A 20514-nucleotide genomic window follows, 5' to 3' on the forward strand; every position below is an offset into this window, starting at 1 on the left:
TCTATTTAAGGAAAAAGCATTCATTAAGCAGGTACAAATGTACATAACGACGCTACGTGGGCTTTGCTGCCGTCGGTGACCCAGGAATCTAGCTGAGCCGGGTCTTTCATCTGCTGACCACGGGAACGAGGAACCTCGATATACCCGCACTTCACATCGGCCAGCGCTGACATATCGCTCCAGAGCTTTTCGATTTGAGCTACCGGATAAATATCCTCCTGCCCGTGTCCCCAGCGGTATTTTACATCTTTAATGGTCACGTAGGTTGGCATCCGATGGGCTACGCTCCGTACGGCTTTAGCCAGTTGGGCGTCGTCGCTGGTTTGCAGATCAGCACGAGTAAGGCCAAAGAGTTGCAGCAACAGATCGACCTGAATCCAGGTGGTGTTGGTACTGTAATAGCTCAGATTCAATTCATCTTCTTCGCGGGGTTGCGCCAGTCCTTCCAACAGCCGAAGCTGCCCATTTACCCGAGCCAGTCCACCCCCTCTATCTTCGATGCGACGGGGCACTACCTCAAAGGTGAACGTATTACCTGATTCAAGATGATAGCCCAACGCTGCCGGATCGATGTCGGCACCGAGGGTATCGATGTTATGCAGCATGATCGTTTCTACCTGCGGCTGCTCAGCCAGTAGCTTTGCCAGAACACCATTTCGCAGCAGGTTCGAGACTTCATACCAGTGTCCCAGGGGCGAAAATCGTTGGGCGGCTATATTGTCGACATAATCGCTGCCTTCGCCTTTCGATTTGGCCCAGGCAATCATCGACTGGCGTACGGCATCCCGAACTTTCTGCTTGTTCTCATCCAGCGTTTCCTGGGGCATATCTTCCCATAGAAACCGCAAATCCCGTTCCATCGGCACAAAGCGTTGCCCGATCGAACGACCTGGCGACAGGAACGTTGGGCCCTGATACCCGAAGTTGCCGGTTTGCTCCAGCTTTTTCCGAATGGGTTCGTGCGTCAGGTAGCTCGTGGCTACGATGTATGGGATGGGGGCATTATAGCGTTCCGCAACCTTACGGGTTTTAGCCAGATGGATTTCCAGAAAACTCCGGTGAACGCCGTCGATCTCTACGAATGGATTGATGGCCTTGATTACCCCCGCACCTTTTGTCCATCGACTACCTACGCCAGCGGCAAGCCCCATAATCCCAACTTTACCCGCTCGGATTGCCGCTTCGCCTGTCTGAATAGCGGATGGTAGCGATTCCAGCGAAACCAGGTCGCCCGGCAACACATCGTCGATGGTAGTTTCGGCCGATAATCGGTTGCGGGATAAGCCAATTCGACCTTTTTGCAGTTCCTCGCGAATTTCGTTGTGCTGAATGTAGTCGAAGCCGTTTTCTTTCTTAATCCGGTCAGCTTTTTCGTTTTCTACGCTTCGATTACCCTGCGACGTAGGGTCAGAAACCTTAAATAGATTACTGACGATCGTGCGTAGTAGGGGGTAAGCCAGATTATTCTGATCGCAGTAAGTGGTAAAGTAATCGATCTCAGCCCGACGGACGTACGGAATCGAACTTGGGTCTTTTCGGACCAGCTCCGATACCTGAATGCCGTAATATTGTTCGGGCATCATCGCCTGATTACCTTCCAGCAAATTAGCCCAGGTGCCTTTGTTATTGATGCTCCAATTGTACACGACCGGCTCCATAGCAAAGGGCAATATGTCGGAGAGATCGTTTTTGGTTTTTCGAAGCATCTCCAGCACCTGCATTTTGTAATCTTCATAATGCGCTGGATTCACAAACATGCCCATACCCCCACCCGACATACCGCCTAGCATTAGGAAGCCGTAATAATCATCGCCGATCTGTTTCTTAGCCTTGGCAATAATCTGTTCGGTAAAGTAAGTGGAAGCCCAGGGAATGATGGTTTTTATGGGATATTCCCAGTTACGCGCCGTGTTTTGACCGAGTTTTTTGATGTCCCCTTCTTTGATGGCACTCAGGATATTATCGAATATCTGGTTGGTTTGCTGTCGGGCATTCCATTCGTTATCACCCCGAAGCAGGTATTTTTCGGTTACCATCTCCAGAATAGGCCCAACGTTGGAGGCCATACCGCCATGCATCAACACCAGTGAATGCATAATCTTCTCCTGAATGTCGGGATGGATTTCTTCGCCTTCTAACACCCGGTGACGAGGGAGTAACGTGCCTCGACTGATACCGAACTCGGGGTCGCCCTCCTGCGCGAACGTACCCTGAATGGCTTTAATACCCGGCCAGACGCCCCCCGAATCCTGCCAGCCACCTCCCGAACCCCCAATCCATTCGCCCAGAATAGCGCGGGATGCTACCAGTCGCCGTTCGCTTTCCTGCAAGCCATTTTCCAGACTTTGCGTTTGGCATGTAGCCCGCATCAGCAAACTAATGATAGACCCTAATAGATTGGTCGATACCGCAAATCGCGAACCTTTGGGGATATCGTTCACTTTCGTGACCAGTTCAATGCCCATACCCGGTGCAACGATACGCGCCAGGATGTCGGCCAGTGATTGATTCGTGCCTTCGAATGAGGGCGGAATCAGGCCGGAAGCAATAACCCCCGCTTTGACCAGACTCAGGTAGTCATTCCCAAAGTTGAACAGATCATCGAGGTCATGAACGTCTTTGGTCGTGTTCAAATCGACGCTGGTCAGGCGTAGAACGGGCTCGGAGATAACCCGAATGTAGCAGTTCAGAGGGGGACGTATGTCTTTGTCGCGCCCGAAAACGCCCAGGTCGATGGAGATATTGATGACACGAGCGCCTTCCGGGTAGTCCATTCCCAGAAAGAAAATGTCCGACCAGCCGCTATGGGTTAAGTCCATCCGCACGGACGTTTGCTCGTGCAGAATCGGGTAGAAGAGGGAATTATCCAGACGTTGGAGCAGGCGTGGGTGAATCCGAATCGGGTGTTCGGTCTGGTGGCCTACCCGAAACATCCACTGATTGCCTTTGCTGGAACGAACGCTTTTGCGAACCTGATCGGCCAATGTCTGGAACGACAGTTGGTGGTAGCTATCGGCCAGAGCGCTGAGTAAGGTGGCGTTAGGGCCTTGTTTATCCAATTCCTGCCAAAACAGCGCAATCGCCTGCTCGAATCGGCGCGACAGTAAATCGTCGAAACCCGCATAGGGAATTTTGCCAATGGCCGGAATTTCCCTGGTCTCCATCAGGAAGAACCGGAAACCGGCATACAGGAAGAGAATCGCTCTGACTTTGTCGTATAAGTTCGGGGTTGACTTTCGGAAGCCATCCAGCTCTCGCAGGGTCTTTAACAGACTAGTAGCCGATAGATTTCGGCTAAGGTCAAAAAAGGATCGATTACGAATAGCGGGATCGGTAGACGTAATTGTTTCTATGAAAATATTCATGTTGAGATTGGCTAAACAGACTAGCGCTTTAGTTGGTCAGAAGGGTTGGCTATCGGCTAGTTACTGAGCGAGTTGTGCCTTCCTCGAATTGGCCTCCGCCAGCAGTTCAACCATCGATGTCAGTGTTTCGTCGTGTGCCATACCCGCCAGACCGAGCGCCATCTGAGCCCGTAAAAGTCCCTGCCGCCCACTCAGATCATACCGGTTGCCCTTCACCTCCAACGCCAGGTATTTTTCGACATGAGCCAGTTCTTGCAAAGCCGGTGTCAGGGGTGTATTGGTGCTGCCCTGATCAATTTGTTTCTCAAGCAGACTGAATACCATTGGGGTAAATACATGCATACCGAAGAAGCAGAGGTAGTAGCCGACCCGCATGCCGGGCGTTTGCAGTTCAAGCTCAGCCACACTCAACGATGGTTTTTCGATGAGCCGTTCAATTTGATATACCCCATTCAGGCCCGGTATATGTTTGCCGGTGAGTGTGCCATAGCGCCCTATCTGATGTTCAATGGTCGGATTAACGGCCGATACCGAGCAGTTTTCCTGCACGGCTAGTTCGATGAGCTGCGTGGCGCATCGTTTGCTGGTCAGGTTAGAAATATACAGATAGTCGCCAAGAAGGAGGAGGAACGGTTCGTCGGCTACGAAGTCTTTGGCACAGTAAACGGCATGGCCATAGCCCAGCGGTTCGGCTTGTTCGGCAAAGCGGACCCGGCTAATGAGAGTATCAATTTTTTCGGCTTCTTCCCGAGCCCAGTCAACGTTTTTGTATGATTTAATCAGGTTGTCGCGCAGGGAGGTGAAGGCATTGATGTAGCGATCACCATCGCCGGGCGCACACACCACGCAGATTTCCTCAATACCGCTCAGAAAAGCTTCCTCGGCAATCGCCTGAATGACGGGTTTATGCAGTCCATCGGTATCGATGATGGGGAGCATGGCTTTCTGTATTGTATCGGCGACGGGGTATAGACGTTCTCCGCGTGCGGCTGCGGTAATAACTGCTTTTCTGATTTTCATGTATTCGATGTATTTCCAACGAAGATAGAGTAACATGAATCACTTAACCAAGATGCCTATATATAGATTTATTATCCGCTAACCTTAGCAACTCAAAACAGTAGTTTTCCGAACAGACTTGGACTAGGCTCATTTTCCCGGCGTAGCGGATGGCTTGAAAGCAACACCGATTTTTATGCCACCCCAGCGATGAGGCATTCCCGTTTCAAATTCGCGGGTAAGTAGCGACTGGTAATATTCCAGGTATAGTTTTTTGTAGCGAAACACGGCTCCATAGTTTGCCTGAAATGTAGCCCGAGCCAGTTGATCGGCTGGAATTACATACGGACTGCTTCGATTGAATAATCCGCCCTGTAGCGTAGCATCGTAGGCGACAAGGCTAACCAGTGGCTGAGCATACACATACAATTGTACCCGCTTGCTGATCGCAAGGTTGCCAAATGGTGAGTCGAATCGACCCGCCATGACCACAAATCCTGTTTGCAATCGATCCACAAAGGTACCCACCTGAGCTTGAGCATTGGCGCTCACCGACAGTGCATGGCGATAGGCATAGAGCTGGTTTTCGTACGTAAGATGATAATTCAAAATGACATCGTTGCGAATCTGGTGCTGCCAGCCATGCGGTTCAACACCGTTTATGAGCCGATGAATGGCCGCCTGCATTTCATAGCCAAACGCAATTGGTCCCACCATACCCGTACTTAACAATGACGACACCCTAACCCGACGCACCGTATCGGTCGATATACTGAATGTTTTGAGCAGAATACAAGCCGCAAACGGACGGTCGCCTACCAGTATAGCGTCGCTTCCGAGTGTAGTGGGCGTAAAGCCAAAATGCTCCAGCGCAAGGCCATACTGAATATGGCTGCGTTTCGGTTTAATGAGCAGTTTCGTCAGCGGGTTTTTACGGAGTGCCGGATTGACAACTTCGACGTTGTAGCCCTGCGTATAATATCGGTCCGTCGCCGTAAAATAGTCATTGTCGTAGTGAAAGCGAAAATACGTATCGGAGCCCATTTGCCGAAACGACGCCGTATTGTCGATTCGTTGCGCGACACTCAACATGGAGAGTAAGCATCCCAAAGCAACTAGGAAAATGGTAGTTTTCTGCATGATAAACTATCTACGCTTATCATGAGGGAATAGATTGATAGGCATAATCCCCGTGCTAGGGAGAAGAGTCTTATAGGCTAGTAAGGGCTAGATGAGGCACTACTTTCTGTGTTTCTTTATGTAGCAAGAGATTCAAAAACACTCCTTTTCAGCTTAGTGGAACATACGACGACTACGGGGGCTCGATGGCGACCGTAGGGAGCCTTTACACACATGGCCGGTTGGACTGTGGACTTGACCTCGCGGCCTGCTACCTGTCGCCAGAGAGATTGCGAACAAAGTTTTCACTCACGCCAACGGTTTGAGCTATCTGACTGAGAGTTAAAATCCCCAAGTTCAACAGGTTCTTTACTGTCTCAATTTCCTTATGCTCTACCGCTTCTTGAATCCGTTGCTTCTCAGCTTTAACTGCTTCTGCATTGGCTGCTGTCACACGGGCAAAGTAAGCTCTTTCCTCTGGAGTCATCTTTCGTGTGTCCAACTCGTCAATGGCCCGTTTCAGCCATTCCTCGTTCCAGAAAGCAGGATATTGAGTAGGCTCGGTTGTGTGCAGCGTCTTCATAGTATAAACCAGTTTCTCTAAATCAGTCTCTATCTCAGCGACTGGCTTGTTAAACTTAGCCAATTCTACCGTAATAAACGTCAGTTGGGTGTCAATGATTTCACCCGCTTCGCTCCGCAGATTGGCAATAGTATGGAAATGAGTGGTTGGTAAAATACTCTTGGCTAAGATGGCGATAGCGTAGATTTTGGGCAGATTAGCATAATCAAACTCGCCCCGCTCCTGTCCCTGAAATCTGCTCAGAATCACCATCTTTAAGAATCTGCCTGGCGAAGCTCAGAAAATCTTTCGGTTTGAACACTTGCGTCAAAATGCCAAGTTCTTTGAATGTCTCTGTTGCTTTGTAATGGCATCTATCGTCCTCGGTTAAAAAAAAATGGCAGTGAGCAGCATAAAATGTATGTAGAGCGTCGTCAATCATATTGTCAAATCTTTCATCAGATTTATAGCCTCTCCAATCAATCTTAAGATAAGTATCAATTACCTTGCTGTAATCACTGTTATCAGATGTTTTTGAAGATGACTTATTTTTTGCCCATCCATACATTTCGTCCGAAGATGCTTTCAGAAAATTAGGAGCCTCCTGATTGTCAAAAGTTTGGAGCTGCGCTCTGAGGTTCGGGTCACTTTTGTATTTCTTTATGATTTTACTTGTAAACCCTCTCAGAGACTTATATATTGAATAATCTGTTCTGAGTAGGCTTGACATCTTCAGCAGATCGTCCATCAGAGAAAACATAGTCAGCTTTTCTCTCGACGTAGCAAAAATTTTATTAAATACTGGGTCAAACTCAAACGATTTAGGAAAGTTGTCAGGTAGAGGCACGCTTTTAAATAACTCCATCATTGCCTTCATCATGCCAAACTCATTACCTTCACAAAGTTTTTCAAGTGAATCGAAATCATTACTTTTTTCTTCAAGAGCGTCCTCGAAAAACTGAAACACATCTCGTTGATGCCAAGTGACCTGGTCATGTCCCCAATACTGAACAACCGCCAAATTGCCAGTGATCTGAGCAATAAAGCTTAAATCTCCATGCGTATAGGTTGGATTCTTCGTGTAACCTCTTATAAGGTCATTAATGTGAGCATTTGAGTAAGGTACAATTACTTTTTGCTGCGTTACTAAATTGTTGATGAATGTGAATGCTTCTTTATCAGAATCATTTAACTGCTGAATCTTTTGCAGCCTATCAAACACATTCCAGTCCAGATAGATATAAATGGCGGGCATAATACATGATCTGCTTCTCTCAATCAAAAAATACAGACTCAGGCGTTTTTCCTTGTCATCTGAAACTCAGAAATGGAAACCTAAGCCTGCCCAACCAAGGCGTTTCTCAACCTGCCGAACAAGCAAAAACCTGTCCTGTCGGGACGTGCCGCCTGTCGCACGAAGCCCGCAAACACACTTTACTTTTTGGCTTGCACCCAAACCCACAAGGGTTGATGGATGAGGAGACCACTTAAGACAACAAACGTAGTGTCAGCCTTTACACCCCTGTTTGATGGGCTGTAAACCCGCCCTCGGGACGAGCATCCTGTCGCAGACAGGTGACACTCACGAAGATTTAGTTTTGTTCGCCTTTAAAATTTATTTATATGTATAATTGTATACTACTCTTGCGTTGCCAAATACATCATGGTATGTTCGCTTGATTACATAATCTTTGCTGTTGTATTCATTAATAATTTTTTGCCAGAGCGTATCACTGTTCACGCTAAAGGCAAATCCCATATAACTGGGATTATTTAAAAATTGACTTTCTTCCCAAGCATCTCCATCATATGCCCCTTCCATGCAGCCAATAAGAAAATAAATTAATTGATATTGAGGAATGTCCTTGTATGGGTTGTTGCGGCTATCAAAGCCTTTGAAGAGGATGGCTCTGGAATAGTTAACAATGAATGCTTTGGCACCGGTTAAATTTCTGTTCACATCATATTGCAAAGTAGTATTTGAGTTGGCTGCCTCTCTGGTAATTTTTACAAGTTGTCCTTTTGCATCAACTGTCAAATGAAATATTACACCCGGTTTGGAATAGAACTTATTTGAGTTGCTATCGTAGACGTAAAGGTTACCAATTACTTCATTGTTGCTGTAAACTAGATCAATATATTGTCCTTTCAGTTCGCGGCTTACTTTGCTTACCTTACTATCGTTTGAATACTCGATAAGGTAATAAGTAGTTCCTTTATCAAGTTTAGCTAGTCTGTCTTGAGCATCATATTCTAATGAAGTTACATAGCTTCCACTAGTAATTTTTACCGGCAATTCTTTGTTAGTCAGTTCTTTATCTACCTGGTTTTTGCAGCTAATGGTGATTAAACTAAGCGCAGTTAATAAATAAACTCTCATATAACCTTAAAACGATTTTTGTATTACAAAGCCGAACAGGGGTGTTCACTCTGTCGCACACCCGATCGACATGGAAGCCTAAACTGGCCCAGCCAAGGCGTTTCTCGTGTCCACAGAAGTTCTAAATTGACTCCTAAAGTTCGCTGTCCGAGCCGTACGGTCTGTCGACCGAAGCCGACCACTACGTTGTTTTCAGCTGTTTATGTTCACCCAACATAGTATTGTACGCGAATAAACGGAACTATATCATATTGGTTATCAGTAGACAGTAGTTTCGCATTACTTGTTTGTCGCCAATTTGTGATAAAAGAATGCTTTATGCTTGAGATTAGCAAGTTTAAGATGCAAAAAGCCAAGACATATAATGATCTTGGCGGAGTTTTATATTATTTGTCGCCGGGGTGATAGGTTTTCTCGACGTGCTGCTTGATGTCCTCGGGGTAGAACCAGACGTCTTTGAATTTGCCGGCGCAATATAAATCGGCCTGATCGGTGAAGTGGGTTTCACCAGGGCGGCTGCTTTGGCCACCAGTCACAACGGAGCGGGCTTTCACTCGTTTACCAAATTCGACGACGGCTACGAAACTATTACCAACATACCCGTAGCGTTTTTTCGTATTGGGGGCGGTACGGGCTCCGTAAGCCGCCAGCGAACCCCAAACGGAGGGCGTAAACGCAACTGGAATACTGGGTTTCTGATCGTCGTAGGTTTCCTGAACATTGCCTGTCAGCCGTTGGTAGCGGTTGATGTCGCCCCAAGGCGTTTTCCAGGTGCCAAAATCACGGGTTAGTTCGGCAAGGGTTTCTTTCAGAACCGTAATTTTTTCCTGTGGCGTTGTCTTATTGATCACGAAATCGGTAAAGCTCAGGAAGCCGAGCCGTTGGGTGGCGGGAACCCGATTGCGGGCCAGTCGCTGAATTTTTTCACCCCAGTAAATGGCTAGTGTCGTACCCACCGAAGTAGTGCCGTAGCATTTGTTCCAGTCTTTGAGCACCTGAATGGCTTCGGTTACGTCGGTTGATGAACTGACAGGGTCATTCTTTACTGTTTCATAGGCCGTTACTAGCGCGGGAATCAGCTCATCGAATCCGGCTAGATGGGGATCGTTGGCGGCTGCAATCAGCGTGTCGAGGGTAAATATAGATTTCTGACTCAGTACCCGAACGGCATTGATACCCCGGTAGTTTTCGGCATCGGGAGCCATATAGGCCGGATACGCATTTTTAGCCGGACTGCTGTTCCCCGAAACAGTGTACGGCGTCGAATTGCAGTTCTGAATCCAGCCACTCGCCGGATTGTGAACCTGTACCAGTTCATCGACCGCATGCATCCCTTTCCAGTCGGTAGCGGGATTGCTGCCATCGACGGGCTGGCTCCAGTCGAATTTGGGATCGCGTTTGGGCATAAAGTTACCGTGCCAGTAAGCGATGTTACCATCACGATCGGCAAAAACGGTGTTGTTCGATGCGTTGCCGTTGAGCTTCATCACGTCTTTGTAGCTTGCATACCCTTTCGCTTTGGTTCGTAGGTAGGATTGCTCCAGCGCATTCAGGGGTGTATTCATCATGGCGACCGAAATCCACTTTCCATCAGCCTCGCCCACTACCGGCCCGTGCTGGGTCCAGTACAGGGTAAATTCTTTGTATTGAATACCATTTCCGGATTTATAAGGTAGCCGTACTCGTTGTGTCCGAACGGGCTTTAATGTCGCACCGGATTTGAAATAATAGGTATCGCCTTTTTTCTCAATGGTTTCCAGATATTCGTCCATCGAATCGGCACCGCTGGACGTATGCATCCAACCGCAATATTCATTAAAGCCCTGATAAATAAAAAACTGTCCCCAGGTGACGGCACCATACGCATTTAGCCCTTCCTGACTGGTCAGATGTACCTCCGACCGGAAATAGAACGACGTATGCGGATTAATGAGCAGCATCGCATTCTTGGTAGCACTTTTAGACGGAGCAATGGCAAATCCATTCGAGCCGACGGGTTCCCGTTCGTATTTATCAAAATCGTTGATCGATGAGGTGAATTTGTTGTGCTCGTAAAATGCTTTCAATCGATCGGTCGAAACGCCACTGATGTTGCCCCCAATACTTCCCTCGCTGAACATCAGCGGCATCCAGGGCTGGAATCGTTTGAGGAGTCGCGGTTTTACTGCTGGGTGCGTATAGAGATAATAGTTACTGCCGTCGGCAAACGCGTCCAGCAGTTTTTTCATCCAGACCGGGCTTTTCTTATAAATGGCAATAGCCTGTGTAGAATCCAGAAAGAGCCGTGCTCGTAGGTCATGATACAGCGCCGATTCGCCTTCTACTTCAGCCATCCGGCCAATGGCGTCGATGTAATTGGTCTCGAGACGGGCGAAGTCGTCTTCACACTGGGTATAGAGGACACCGAAAACAGCATCGGCATCCGTTTTGCCGTTGATGTGAGGAACGCCCCAGGTATCGCGGGTAATCGTGATCTGCTTGGCCTGCTGTTGCCAGCGGGTAATTTCAGTTTTTGTGAACGGTTGGCCAAATCCTGAAACTGACCACAAAATGAAAAGGAGGGAAAATAAGCTAATTCGTTGTGCTGATGAGTATTTTGGACAATGCATAGAGCGTTTAGGGAGAAACCTCTTTTGATGAAGAAAGGGCGATAAATTCTTGAAAAGATAATCTCAGCAGACCAATTTTCCAAGGGCTAGGTTTGGCGTTCCGACCTATCAGTTAAGGGTCAGTTTATGCAGGCAGATATATCGTGAACGTAGCCCCTTCACCTTCGCGGCTATGGGCTGTGATGCCTCCATGATGATTTTCGACCACTTTCTTGGCAATGGCTAGCCCGATCCCCGTACCCATAAAATTGCCTTTTCGTCCGTGGAGTCGTTGAAAAGCGCCAAAAATCGTCTCGCCATAGCGTTCGGCATCAAAACCAATTCCATTATCGCTGATGGAGATGGCATGGTACGTTTTGGCCGAATCACTCGTCTGGACAATGGTAGTTGATAAACGAGCTGGCGTAGGGTCGCTGGTAGCTATGTACGCTAACAAACTGGCTGGTACGTCCTGGGCACTCAATTGTCGGGTATGGATAAGTACCCGGGGAGAGCGATCTGACTGGCGGAACTTTAGCGCGTTGGAAAGCAGGTTCTGGAACAACTGCCGAAGTTGTAATTGATCACCCGATACAGCAGGTAGGGCACTTAGCTCAACAATGGCTCCCGCATCCACCACCACCGTTTCTAGATCCGTCAATACTTCATTCAGAAGTTTATTCAGGTCTACAGCCGCAAACGATGATTGCTGTGTAGTCAGTCGCGACAGGCTCAGTAAGTCCTGAATAAGCGTACTCATCCGTTCGGCAGCCGCCTGCATCCGGCGAAGCATATCCTGCCCATTGTCGGGTAGCGATGCACTGTATTCATTCAGGAGCAGGTCGCCAAATGACCGGATTTTCCGGAGTGGTTCCTGCAGATCATGGCTGGCCACGTAAGCAAAACTTTGGAGGTTGTCGTTGCTTTGCCTAAGAGCCAGGTTAGCCGATTCCAACTGCTCGCGGTATTTCCGACTTTCGGTTATATCAATGGCCGATGAGAGGATGCCATCACCAAATTTTACCATCGATACATAATAGAAACGTCCCCGGCTCTGACGTTCCATAACCATTGATTGCCCGGTATCATAAACGCTTATGTATTTGTCGAGTACAGCACTGCCGAGCAGAGCAGGGTTAAGCTCAATAATCGTTTTACCATACAGTTCATTAGCTGTGGTGCCCAGGATATCGAAGGTAGTTTGATTCGCCAGGATAAAGCGAAAGTCGACAACTGAACCCTGTTCAGTATGGACTGCTTCGTAACAGGCAATGGCCGTAAGCGACGCATCCAGAATACTTTGTAATAAAGCGGTTTGCTGATCCGAAATAGCCTTTAATTCCAGAATGCGCTGTTCGGCCTTACGTTGTTCTGTTACATCAATGAAGGTTGAAACCGTCCCTTCGCCCGAGCGAGCAATGATGTTGTAAAATATGCGTCCGTCGGCAATGGTAGCATCAAAATGATCGGCTTCGCCCGTTTCAACGACACGAGCCATACGAGCAATCGTTTGGTCGACATGGCTGGCAAACCCCATCGTTCGTACCGTTTTTCCGAGAACATTCCGCCAATCGACGGGAAGCCACTCCTTGGCTTTTTCGTTGAAAAATATATATTGAAAATCAATGATTCGGCCCTGTTCATCCCGAATGGGTAGGTGGCTTGAAACGGCCATTTGTGTTGACTTACTAATTTGAGTCAACAGTTCAGCTTGTCGCTGCATGGTCAACTCAGCCTCTTTTCGGGTGTTAATGTCGATGAAAACAGCCGATAGCTCATCGGGAGCAATACTGGACACCGAAATATCGAACCAGCCGCCAAGGTCTGGAATGTAATGATCGTTTCGTCGGTTTTCGCCCGATTGTACAACCGCCAGATAATCGTCAAATAGCGCACTTCCCCGGAATAGCGGAAACAATCCCAACAGGGTTGACGACATGATGGCTTCACGCGTGTGCCCACAGGCAATTAGGGCGCGTTGGTTCACCCGCAAGGGTTTGAAATCGACAACTTCTTTGCCCTGATTACGGATGGCTCGATACGACACGATACTGACAGGCGCTGTCTCGAAAATACTGTCCAGATGACTGCTACCGATGGAGTCAGCCAATTGTCCATGTGAAGATGGGGCGGAATAGGGCTGATCGAATGCATTCATGCGTGTGTCCGGTAGGTCCTTGTAGGGTTAAATTATTATATAGCCGAAGCAAGTTACAAACTCTTGGCCGGAATGAATAATACGGCCGTGCTTTCTCTGGTTTATGCCTTTGTTTTCAGTGAGTTATTGTGTATATTTACAACCCCAATTTTCAACAACAACAAGCCTAATGAGCCAGCAACTGATGATAAAACCTCACCTGGCAACTCAATCCGCATGAAAAAAGGACGTTCGAATCCAGCCCAGCTCCAGATCGATTTTCTGGCCGCTTTCCGTCGAATGCTCATTAGCCTCGGCAACCCCGACAATCTGCCCATAAATGAAAGTCTGTTTATGCGCATGACCGACCAGTGGGAGGCAACCCGGGCGCTTCCGGCAAACTTACTGTTTCAAAAAAGTCCGGTCGAAGCGGTCGTGTTCCGACTTCAGAAAACCGACGATCGGCTCCAGTTTCCAGATGAGTTCATCGCGGGTGAAATTCGCGGGGAACAAGGCCTGACCGGATTTTCGGCCAAGTTTCGGGAACAGGGGTGGGTGATTTTACCCGCTGAGCTGTCAATGATGTATAAAAACCTGTTTCTGAATATTCTGGCGGCTTCTATAGGACTGGAACACCTGTATCCTGTCCGGAAAGAACTGCTGGCCGAAGCCGAGCGAGTCGCGTTAGCAGCCATGCTCCCTGAAGCAGAAGTTCGTAAGTTTTTCGGCTTGCGGCTAACCCGTTTCCCGGATAGCTTCCGTAGTGAAGTTGCCAATTATTTCAACATGCCTTTCGATTATGTGCTGAAACGGGCAAACCATCTGGGTATGGTGTCGGAGCAGGTAATCGAAGAAGCCAATGCCCAATCGCTTCGGTCGCCCATTCTGCGTCGTCCGCACAGCAGCCGCGCTGCCTAGCCAGTATTGAGTATACATTGTAAAAACCGGTCAGTTTCTAAAAAACTGACCGGTTTTTTTATGCCCGATTTTGCTAAAATCAGTATCAGGATAGTGGCTACCACAAGGCTAAGTCAATTGTACCTTTCCATGAAAACGGATAAAGGCCATACTTCATAGTAACCATGCGAATAACTTACTATAAGCGGTTTAAAATTCGTCGAGTCAGGCTGTAAAATTAGTACGCGTCAATAAATACGAATTGACTTATTTAAAGCTTTGGTTATCCCTAATAAAGAAAATCGGTGCATTTCGCAGTTTTTTCATGTAAACATTTGGAAGAAAGTAAAATCTAAGCCTGTTTTGCAATTCCTACTAATTCAATAGACTATAAGTACTAATAGTCTACCTACAACCGGGATTATAGGGAGAATAGATAACCAAGAACCAACATAACACACTACGAACGTGATTTCAGATTAAAGCAGTTTGCCAGATGTAGACACAACTCGCCAGTCTGCTAATCAACCGTATTAATTGACACAAGTAACATGAATACAGCTTTAAAATCTATTTTATCTATAGGGTTAACATTGTTATCTCTAATTGCAACAGCACAGAATGCTCCTGTTATTAATTCGACCGTAACAGGAAAGATTATTGATGCCCGCACAAAAGAAGTGCTGGTGGGCGCTACAGTGACCATTAAAGGAACCACAAATGGAAACGCGACAGATGCGGATGGGCAGTTTAAGCTGCTTACTGGACAAAAGCTTCCTTTTACCGTTGTCGTATCCTTCCTGGGCTATCAGACCAAAGAAGTTATCGTTAGCGATAACAATACAGAAATTCAGTTGGAAGAGGGGGCTAATCAATTGGCCGATGTGGTCATTACGTCCCGACGTCGTCAGGAATCAGCCCAGGAAGTGCCTATTCCGATTTCGATCGTGGGTGGTACTCGTGCCGAAGATGCGGGGGCTTTCAACGTGAACCGGCTGAAGGAGTTAGTGCCAACGGTTCAATTATATGCGTCCAACGCCCGGAACACAACCCTGAACATTCGCGGACTTGGTTCGACCTATGGTCTGACAAACGATGGGATCGACCCCGGCGTCGGATTTTATGTGGATGGCGTATACTACGCACGTCCGGCGGCTACCGCCCTTGATTTCATTGACATTGAGCAGGTTGAAGTGTTGAGAGGACCTCAGGGAACCTTATATGGAAAAAATACAACGGCTGGTGCCTTTAACATTACAACTCGTCCGGCCAGCTTTGTACCCAGCGGAAGCTTTGAACTAAGTTATGGTAATTATGGCTTCATTCAGGCAAAAGGTTCGCTGACAGGGCCATTGAGCAAGAAACTGGCGGCACGCGTATCGTTTACTGGTACCCAACGCGATGGTCTGTTCTACAATGTGCATACCCAGCAGAACATCAATGATATTAACAATATCGGTTTTCGCGGGCAACTTCTATACACACCTTCCGACAATGTGAAGATCACCCTCATCGGCGATGCGTCTACGCAGAAACCGAACGGCTACGGTTGGCCGGTAGCCGGTGTAGTGCCTACCAAACGGGCTGCGTATCGTCAGTTCGATGCGATCATCGCCGATTTGAATTACAAGCTGCCTTATTCCAGTGCATTTGAGCGTATTGTCGATCTTGACACGCCCTCAAAAGCGGATAATAAACTGGGTGGCGTATCGTTAAATGCCGATATAAAACTAGGTAATGGAACCCTGACCTCTACTACAGCCTGGCGTCACTGGCGGTGGACGCCCCTGAACGACCGCGATTACATCGGTTTGCCAGTATTCACGATTTCATCGGGCAACTCGATTCACGATCAGTGGTCGCAGGAAATACGGTATGCCGGTAAGGTATCGTCCCGATTGAGTGGGGTGATTGGATTTTTCGGTCTTTGGCAGGATTTGAAGTCGGACCCTGTACAAACCGAAGAAGCTGGCTCGGCCCAGTGGCGTTTTGCTCAAAGTTCTACGAGTGCACTTTGGAAAACACCGGGTCTATTTGACAATTTCGGTATTCGGACAACCAACCGCATCAAGAGTACGGGTTTAGCCGTTTTTGGCCAACTTGACTGGGCAATAACCGATAAGCTGCACGTGTTGCCCGGAATTCGATATAATTACGACAAGAAAGTTGCCAATTATAAACGGGAGACATACGGTGGTCTTCAAACAACTGATCCTGCGTTGATCGCCTTAAAGAATGCCGTGTATACGAATCAGGCGTTCGATACGAACGTATCAGAGGATAATTTTTCCGGGCAGGCTACGGTACAATACAGAGCGGGTAGAGCGGTTAATGCCTTTGGAACGTATGCCATTAGCTACAAACCGGTTGGGATTAATATTGGTGGATTACCAACCGCCAATGGTCAGGTATTACTCGATCTGGCTAAAGTGAAGCCTGAGTTCGTGACTCACCTCGAATTTGGGCTAAAAACAAAACCATCGCCCAACTCAACTCTGAATATAACCGTTTACGATACTGAGATAAAAGATTACCAAACGCAGGTCCAGACGCCCGAACCAGGTGTAAACAGAGGCTATCTGGCCAACGCCGAAAAGGTTCGCGTGCTGGGCGTTGAAGTAGATGGAAACCTACGGGTAGGTAATCAGTTGACGCTCAATACGGCACTAGCCTATACCGATGGTATTTACGTATCGTTCAAGAATGCGCCCGTACCTCTTGAGGAAACAGGCGGTGAGCAGGCATTCAAAGATATTTCAGGAGGAGTATTGCCCGGAATTTCCAAATGGTCAGGCTCTGTAGGTGGTGAAGTTACCGCACGGGGTGAGCTTTTTAGCCTGAAGGGTAATTACTTTTTTGGACTTGACGCGTTCTATCGGTCATCGTTTTCATCGAGCCCATCGCCTTCTCAATACCTGAATATCGACGGGTATAGCTTAACCAATAGCCGACTGGGTTTCAGGGCTTCGACGGGTATTTCAGTATTCGTATGGGGGAGAAACCTATTCAATACCAACTATTACGAGCAGTTACTGGCCGCTCCTGGTAGCGCCGGACATTATGCCGGTATTGTTGGCGATCCCAGAACCTACGGCATTACGTTCCGTTATACATTCTAATTACAGTGTATTAAACAGGTAGAAGAGCCAGAAATAAACGTAAAGTTTAGGCTCCCAATGACCAGAACATAAATTTTTTCACTTTACGAAAGCTGTTTGCGTTATGTATCATGTAACGCAAACAGCTTTTTTCTATTTTTATGATATTTGCGGTTACTTCTGGGATAAATACTTTATAACGTGTATGGGTTTACGTAATTGAAGGGCAAAGGTTAAAATCACTTGTTTGCGAACTGCATATCACGGGTAAGTTGATAGCTAGGATCTTGAAAAAGTGGCTATTGCCAAACATCAAACCATACAAGTAGTTCAAGAGTAAGTTACTAACTGACCATTCTTTGAAAATTGTAGCTTATGAAACACCTCTTTCTTTTACTGGGATTCACGCTACAGGGCATAGCTACGGCTTATGCACAGCTAAACCTTGCCGGTATCGTCACCGATGAAAAAGAGAAGCCCCTGGCAGGGGTAACCATTATTATTCGGGGAACAACGAGCGGCACTACCTCGCAGGCCAATGGCCGGTTTTCACTACAAACAAGTCAGGAATTGCCATTGATTATCAGTGTGTCGTCCATTGGGTATCAACGCAAAGATGTACAGGTACGCGGAAGTAATTTTCGGCGTATTGAGGTGAAACTCGCTGAAGAAACGGTAATTACCGACGAACTGGTACGGGCCGCCAGCCGCGTTCCGGAAGATATTCAAAAGGCTTCGATTACTGTAGAACGGCTCGAAGATAAGGTGTTTAGCCAGTCGCCGGCTTTCAGTCCATTCGATGCCCTTCAAAACGTAAAAGGGGTCGATCTGATAACCCAGAGCCTGACGTTTAAGTCCGTCAATCTACGTGGTTTCGGAGCGAATAATAACTACCGGCTCTTGCAACTGAATGATGGTATGGACAATCGGTCACCGGGCTTAGGGTTCGGGTTTGGCAATGTGGCGGGTATTCCCGATCTGGATGTGGAAAGTATTGAGCTGGTGCCCGGCGCTTCGTCGGCGCTTTACGGCCCGGATGCCGTGCAGGGACTAATGAGCACCAACAGCAAAAATCCGTTTACGTATCAGGGATTGAGCGTTCAGTTGAAAGGGGGCGTCAATAATGTTGGGAAGTCAGATTTTGGACCAAAGGGATTTGGTGATCTGGCGATTCGGTATGCCAAACAAATAGGCGATCGCTTTGCCTTTAAGGTGAATATTCAGCGGTTTATGGGTACCGACTTTCTTGCCGATGACTATAGCGATCGATTGACCCGTTCCCGTTCCGGTTTCTTTACAATCGACCGTAACAAGGGAGGAATTGCTGTAGGCGTAGGCTATATACCGAACAATAATCCAGATAACAATTTTCAGTACGATGGCGTAAATGTGTATGGCGATGAAGTAAGTGGCAACGGAAGTGCCTATACTTTCCCAGCAAATTATGCCAATATATTGTTACAGAATAAGTTAGTAACGCGCACGGGCTATACCGAGTTGGACTTGTTGGGCACGAATGGGAAAGTGGTTAATAACCGGGCCAACCTGGCGCTGCATTACAAACTGACTGAGGATGTAGAGGCTTCGGTAAGCTGGAATTACGGCAGTGGAAATTTCATGCGTACGGCCAATTTTCGGGAGTATTTTCCTGATTACCAACGCCATCAGATCAAAGCTGAACTAAAGGGCGATAACTTTTTTCTTCGAGCATACACGACTCAGCAAATGGCCGAAGCCTGGAATCTTGGCCAAACGGCGCTCGGTATCAACAATAACTGGAAATCACTGGCGCAGTGGGCGGCTGAGTTTGGACAGGCGTACGTAGAAAATAAAGTGACCATTGGCCAGTCCCGCCTTACTGCCGACCGGGGGCGTTTTCTGCCGGGTACCGATCGGTTCGATGCCGCACGCGATGCCTTTGCGAATGCCTATAATACCGATACGATACCGGGTTATCGGGGAGCCAGAGGAACTCGTTTCCGTGACAATTCATCGTTGTGGCATTATGAAGGTATGTACAACTTCAAGGAGTTGGTTGATGTTGCTGATATTATCGTTGGGGCTAGCGTTCGGCATTATGCACTCAATACAGGTGGCACACTGGCTGCTCTAAAGCCCGATGGCTCAGAATACACCATCAACGAATACGGGGCCTATATTCAGGGTTCAAAAGAACTGGAAATAGGTGATAAACTGGTCGTTAAACCTACGCTGGCAATTCGATATGATAAGAACCAGTACCTGACAGGCGGGTTATCGCCCCGCGCATCGGCAGTGGCAAGTCTTGGCCCTCACAACTTCCGTGCTTCCTGGCAGATGGCCTTTCACAATCCGACACCGGGCCAGTTGTTTTCGGTTCCGGTAGCGGGACGTTCTGGCGAGGTGGGTGGATTAGCCTCAACCGTTGAATTGGCTGGGCTGGTATCGAAGCCTGCTTATTTGGAGAGCGATGTGGCCGATTTTGCGGCTGGACGTATTTCAGAAGGGCAACTTCAAAGTCGTGCTTTTACGACTAGCGAGTTTAAGACGGAGAAGTTAAGGACGTGGGAGATCGGCTATAAAACATTGTTACAGAGTAAAGTAGCCATTGATGCCTTCTATTTCCACAGCAAATACACCGATTTTATCACCACACAAAATTTTTACCAGCCCAATACTGGCCAAATCGCTGACCTGGCTAAAGGTGCTTATCAGATGGTACAGATCAATTTGAATACGCTGAGCGACATCATTGTGGATGGCTGGGGAGCGGGACTGGAATATAATCTGGGTCGAAATTTTATGCTGACGGGTAATTATGTTCATCAGGTTGGGCTGATTACCCTGCGGGATGCTCAGGGTAATTTAGTGAATGATAACGCGGGTGTTCCGATCATTAAGCGTAAAATGAGCAAGCCGGAAGTGGCTCAAAAAGGACGAAATTATTTCAATACCCCCGAAAATCGCTACAATATCAGTTTAAACAACCCCCACATTACCGACCGGCTTGGCGCTACACTGACGTATCGATGGACTGATCGTGTATGGTGGGAGCAGGGCATTACAGCCGGAGACGTATGGTTGCCCGCCTGGTCGAGCCTGGATGCGCAAATCTCGTATAAAGTACCTGCCTATAAAACGGTCGTTAAAGTAGGAGGGACCAATCTGCTGAATACCTATTACACACAGGGCTACGGACTGGCCAGAATCGGTGGGATGTATTACGTTAGCCTGACGTTTGATGAATTGATGCGATAAGCACCTGCGGTTCCATTTAAATTCTGCCTTACCAAATACTCTTCTAAATCTGCCATTTACAAAGTGAATGGCACTGGCCTTTCTGTATGGTCTATTTTGGTTTCATCAAATCAGATAAACCGAAATAGACCA

At 47.6% G+C, this 20514-nt stretch carries 11 protein-coding genes; 3 read left to right on the top strand and 8 right to left on the bottom strand.

All coding sequences use genetic code 11. The annotated features are described in order from the left end of the window. Positions 1 to 23: 23 nt before the first annotated feature. The 8 genes from ACYVFD_RS08615 to ACYVFD_RS08650 all read right to left on the bottom strand — a co-directional run bounded on the left by ACYVFD_RS08615 (position 24) and on the right by ACYVFD_RS08650 (position 13171). On the bottom strand, positions 24 to 3365 hold the full coding sequence (locus ACYVFD_RS08615) for a UTP--glucose-1-phosphate uridylyltransferase (RefSeq protein ID WP_461089497.1): 3342 nt from the start codon (positions 3363 to 3365) through the stop codon (positions 24 to 26). Between the two features lie 60 nt (positions 3366 to 3425). Further along, on the bottom strand, positions 3426 to 4385 hold the full coding sequence (locus ACYVFD_RS08620; RefSeq protein WP_461089498.1) for a UTP--glucose-1-phosphate uridylyltransferase: 960 nt from the start codon (positions 4383 to 4385) through the stop codon (positions 3426 to 3428). Positions 4386 to 4514: 129 nt separating this feature from the next. Next, positions 4515 to 5504 (bottom strand): lipid A deacylase LpxR family protein, encoded by a 990-nt coding sequence (locus ACYVFD_RS08625; protein WP_461089499.1) that lies wholly within the window; start codon positions 5502 to 5504, stop codon positions 4515 to 4517. A 250-nt stretch (positions 5505 to 5754) separates the two neighbouring features. Continuing rightward, complete coding sequence (locus ACYVFD_RS08630; RefSeq protein WP_461089500.1) at positions 5755 to 6318, bottom strand: PD-(D/E)XK nuclease family transposase; 564 nt, start codon at positions 6316 to 6318, stop codon at positions 5755 to 5757. Continuing rightward, entirely contained in the window at positions 6272 to 7300 is a 1029-nt protein-coding gene (locus tag ACYVFD_RS08635) for a hypothetical protein (protein WP_461089501.1), read from the bottom strand. The genes ACYVFD_RS08630 and ACYVFD_RS08635 overlap by 47 nt, the downstream gene beginning before the upstream one ends. Positions 7301 to 7660: 360 nt before the next feature. Next, a complete protein-coding gene (locus ACYVFD_RS08640) occupies positions 7661 to 8425 on the bottom strand; it encodes a hypothetical protein (RefSeq protein ID WP_461089503.1) in 765 nt (254 codons plus the stop codon). Positions 8426 to 8811: 386 nt separating this feature from the next. Then, entirely contained in the window at positions 8812 to 11034 is a 2223-nt protein-coding gene (locus ACYVFD_RS08645) for a penicillin acylase family protein (RefSeq protein ID WP_461089504.1), read from the bottom strand. 124 nt (positions 11035 to 11158) lie between these two features. Then, on the bottom strand, positions 11159 to 13171 hold the full coding sequence (locus tag ACYVFD_RS08650) for a sensor histidine kinase (RefSeq protein ID WP_461089505.1): 2013 nt from the start codon (positions 13169 to 13171) through the stop codon (positions 11159 to 11161). Positions 13172 to 13387: 216 nt separating this feature from the next. Here ACYVFD_RS08650 and ACYVFD_RS08655 point away from each other — a divergent pair, with 216 nt between their 5' ends. The 3 genes from ACYVFD_RS08655 to ACYVFD_RS08665 all read left to right on the top strand — a co-directional run bounded on the left by ACYVFD_RS08655 (position 13388) and on the right by ACYVFD_RS08665 (position 20382). Beyond that, a complete protein-coding gene (locus ACYVFD_RS08655) occupies positions 13388 to 14068 on the top strand; it encodes a hypothetical protein (protein WP_461089506.1) in 681 nt (226 codons plus the stop codon). A gap of 530 nt (positions 14069 to 14598) precedes the next feature. Next, the gene (locus tag ACYVFD_RS08660; RefSeq protein ID WP_461089507.1) at positions 14599 to 17166 is read left to right on the top strand and encodes a TonB-dependent receptor; all 2568 of its coding nucleotides are present in this window, start codon (positions 14599 to 14601) and stop codon (positions 17164 to 17166) included. 354 nt (positions 17167 to 17520) lie between these two features. Continuing rightward, positions 17521 to 20382, top strand: coding sequence for a carboxypeptidase-like regulatory domain-containing protein (locus ACYVFD_RS08665; protein WP_461089508.1), 2862 nt, complete (start codon positions 17521 to 17523; stop codon positions 20380 to 20382). Positions 20383 to 20514: the final 132 nt, after the last annotated feature.

It is taken from the genome of Spirosoma gilvum (genome assembly GCF_054776815.1).

What these genes read in the sequence shown, in the direction of transcription:
- ACYVFD_RS08615 (WP_461089497.1), bottom strand. Translation starts at nt 3,365, where the DNA reads ATGAATATTTTCATAGAAACAATTACGTCTACCGATCCCGCTATTCGT.
- ACYVFD_RS08620 (WP_461089498.1), bottom strand. Translation starts at nt 4,385, where the DNA reads ATGAAAATCAGAAAAGCAGTTATTACCGCAGCCGCACGCGGAGAACGT.
- ACYVFD_RS08625 (WP_461089499.1), bottom strand. Translation starts at nt 5,504, where the DNA reads ATGCAGAAAACTACCATTTTCCTAGTTGCTTTGGGATGCTTACTCTCC.
- ACYVFD_RS08630 (WP_461089500.1), bottom strand. Translation starts at nt 6,318, where the DNA reads ATGGTGATTCTGAGCAGATTTCAGGGACAGGAGCGGGGCGAGTTTGAT.
- ACYVFD_RS08635 (WP_461089501.1), bottom strand. Translation starts at nt 7,300, where the DNA reads ATGCCCGCCATTTATATCTATCTGGACTGGAATGTGTTTGATAGGCTG.
- ACYVFD_RS08640 (WP_461089503.1), bottom strand. Translation starts at nt 8,425, where the DNA reads ATGAGAGTTTATTTATTAACTGCGCTTAGTTTAATCACCATTAGCTGC.
- ACYVFD_RS08645 (WP_461089504.1), bottom strand. Translation starts at nt 11,034, where the DNA reads ATGCATTGTCCAAAATACTCATCAGCACAACGAATTAGCTTATTTTCC.
- ACYVFD_RS08650 (WP_461089505.1), bottom strand. Translation starts at nt 13,171, where the DNA reads ATGAATGCATTCGATCAGCCCTATTCCGCCCCATCTTCACATGGACAA.
- ACYVFD_RS08655 (WP_461089506.1), top strand. Translation starts at nt 13,388, where the DNA reads ATGAAAAAAGGACGTTCGAATCCAGCCCAGCTCCAGATCGATTTTCTG.
- ACYVFD_RS08660 (WP_461089507.1), top strand. Translation starts at nt 14,599, where the DNA reads ATGAATACAGCTTTAAAATCTATTTTATCTATAGGGTTAACATTGTTA.
- ACYVFD_RS08665 (WP_461089508.1), top strand. Translation starts at nt 17,521, where the DNA reads ATGAAACACCTCTTTCTTTTACTGGGATTCACGCTACAGGGCATAGCT.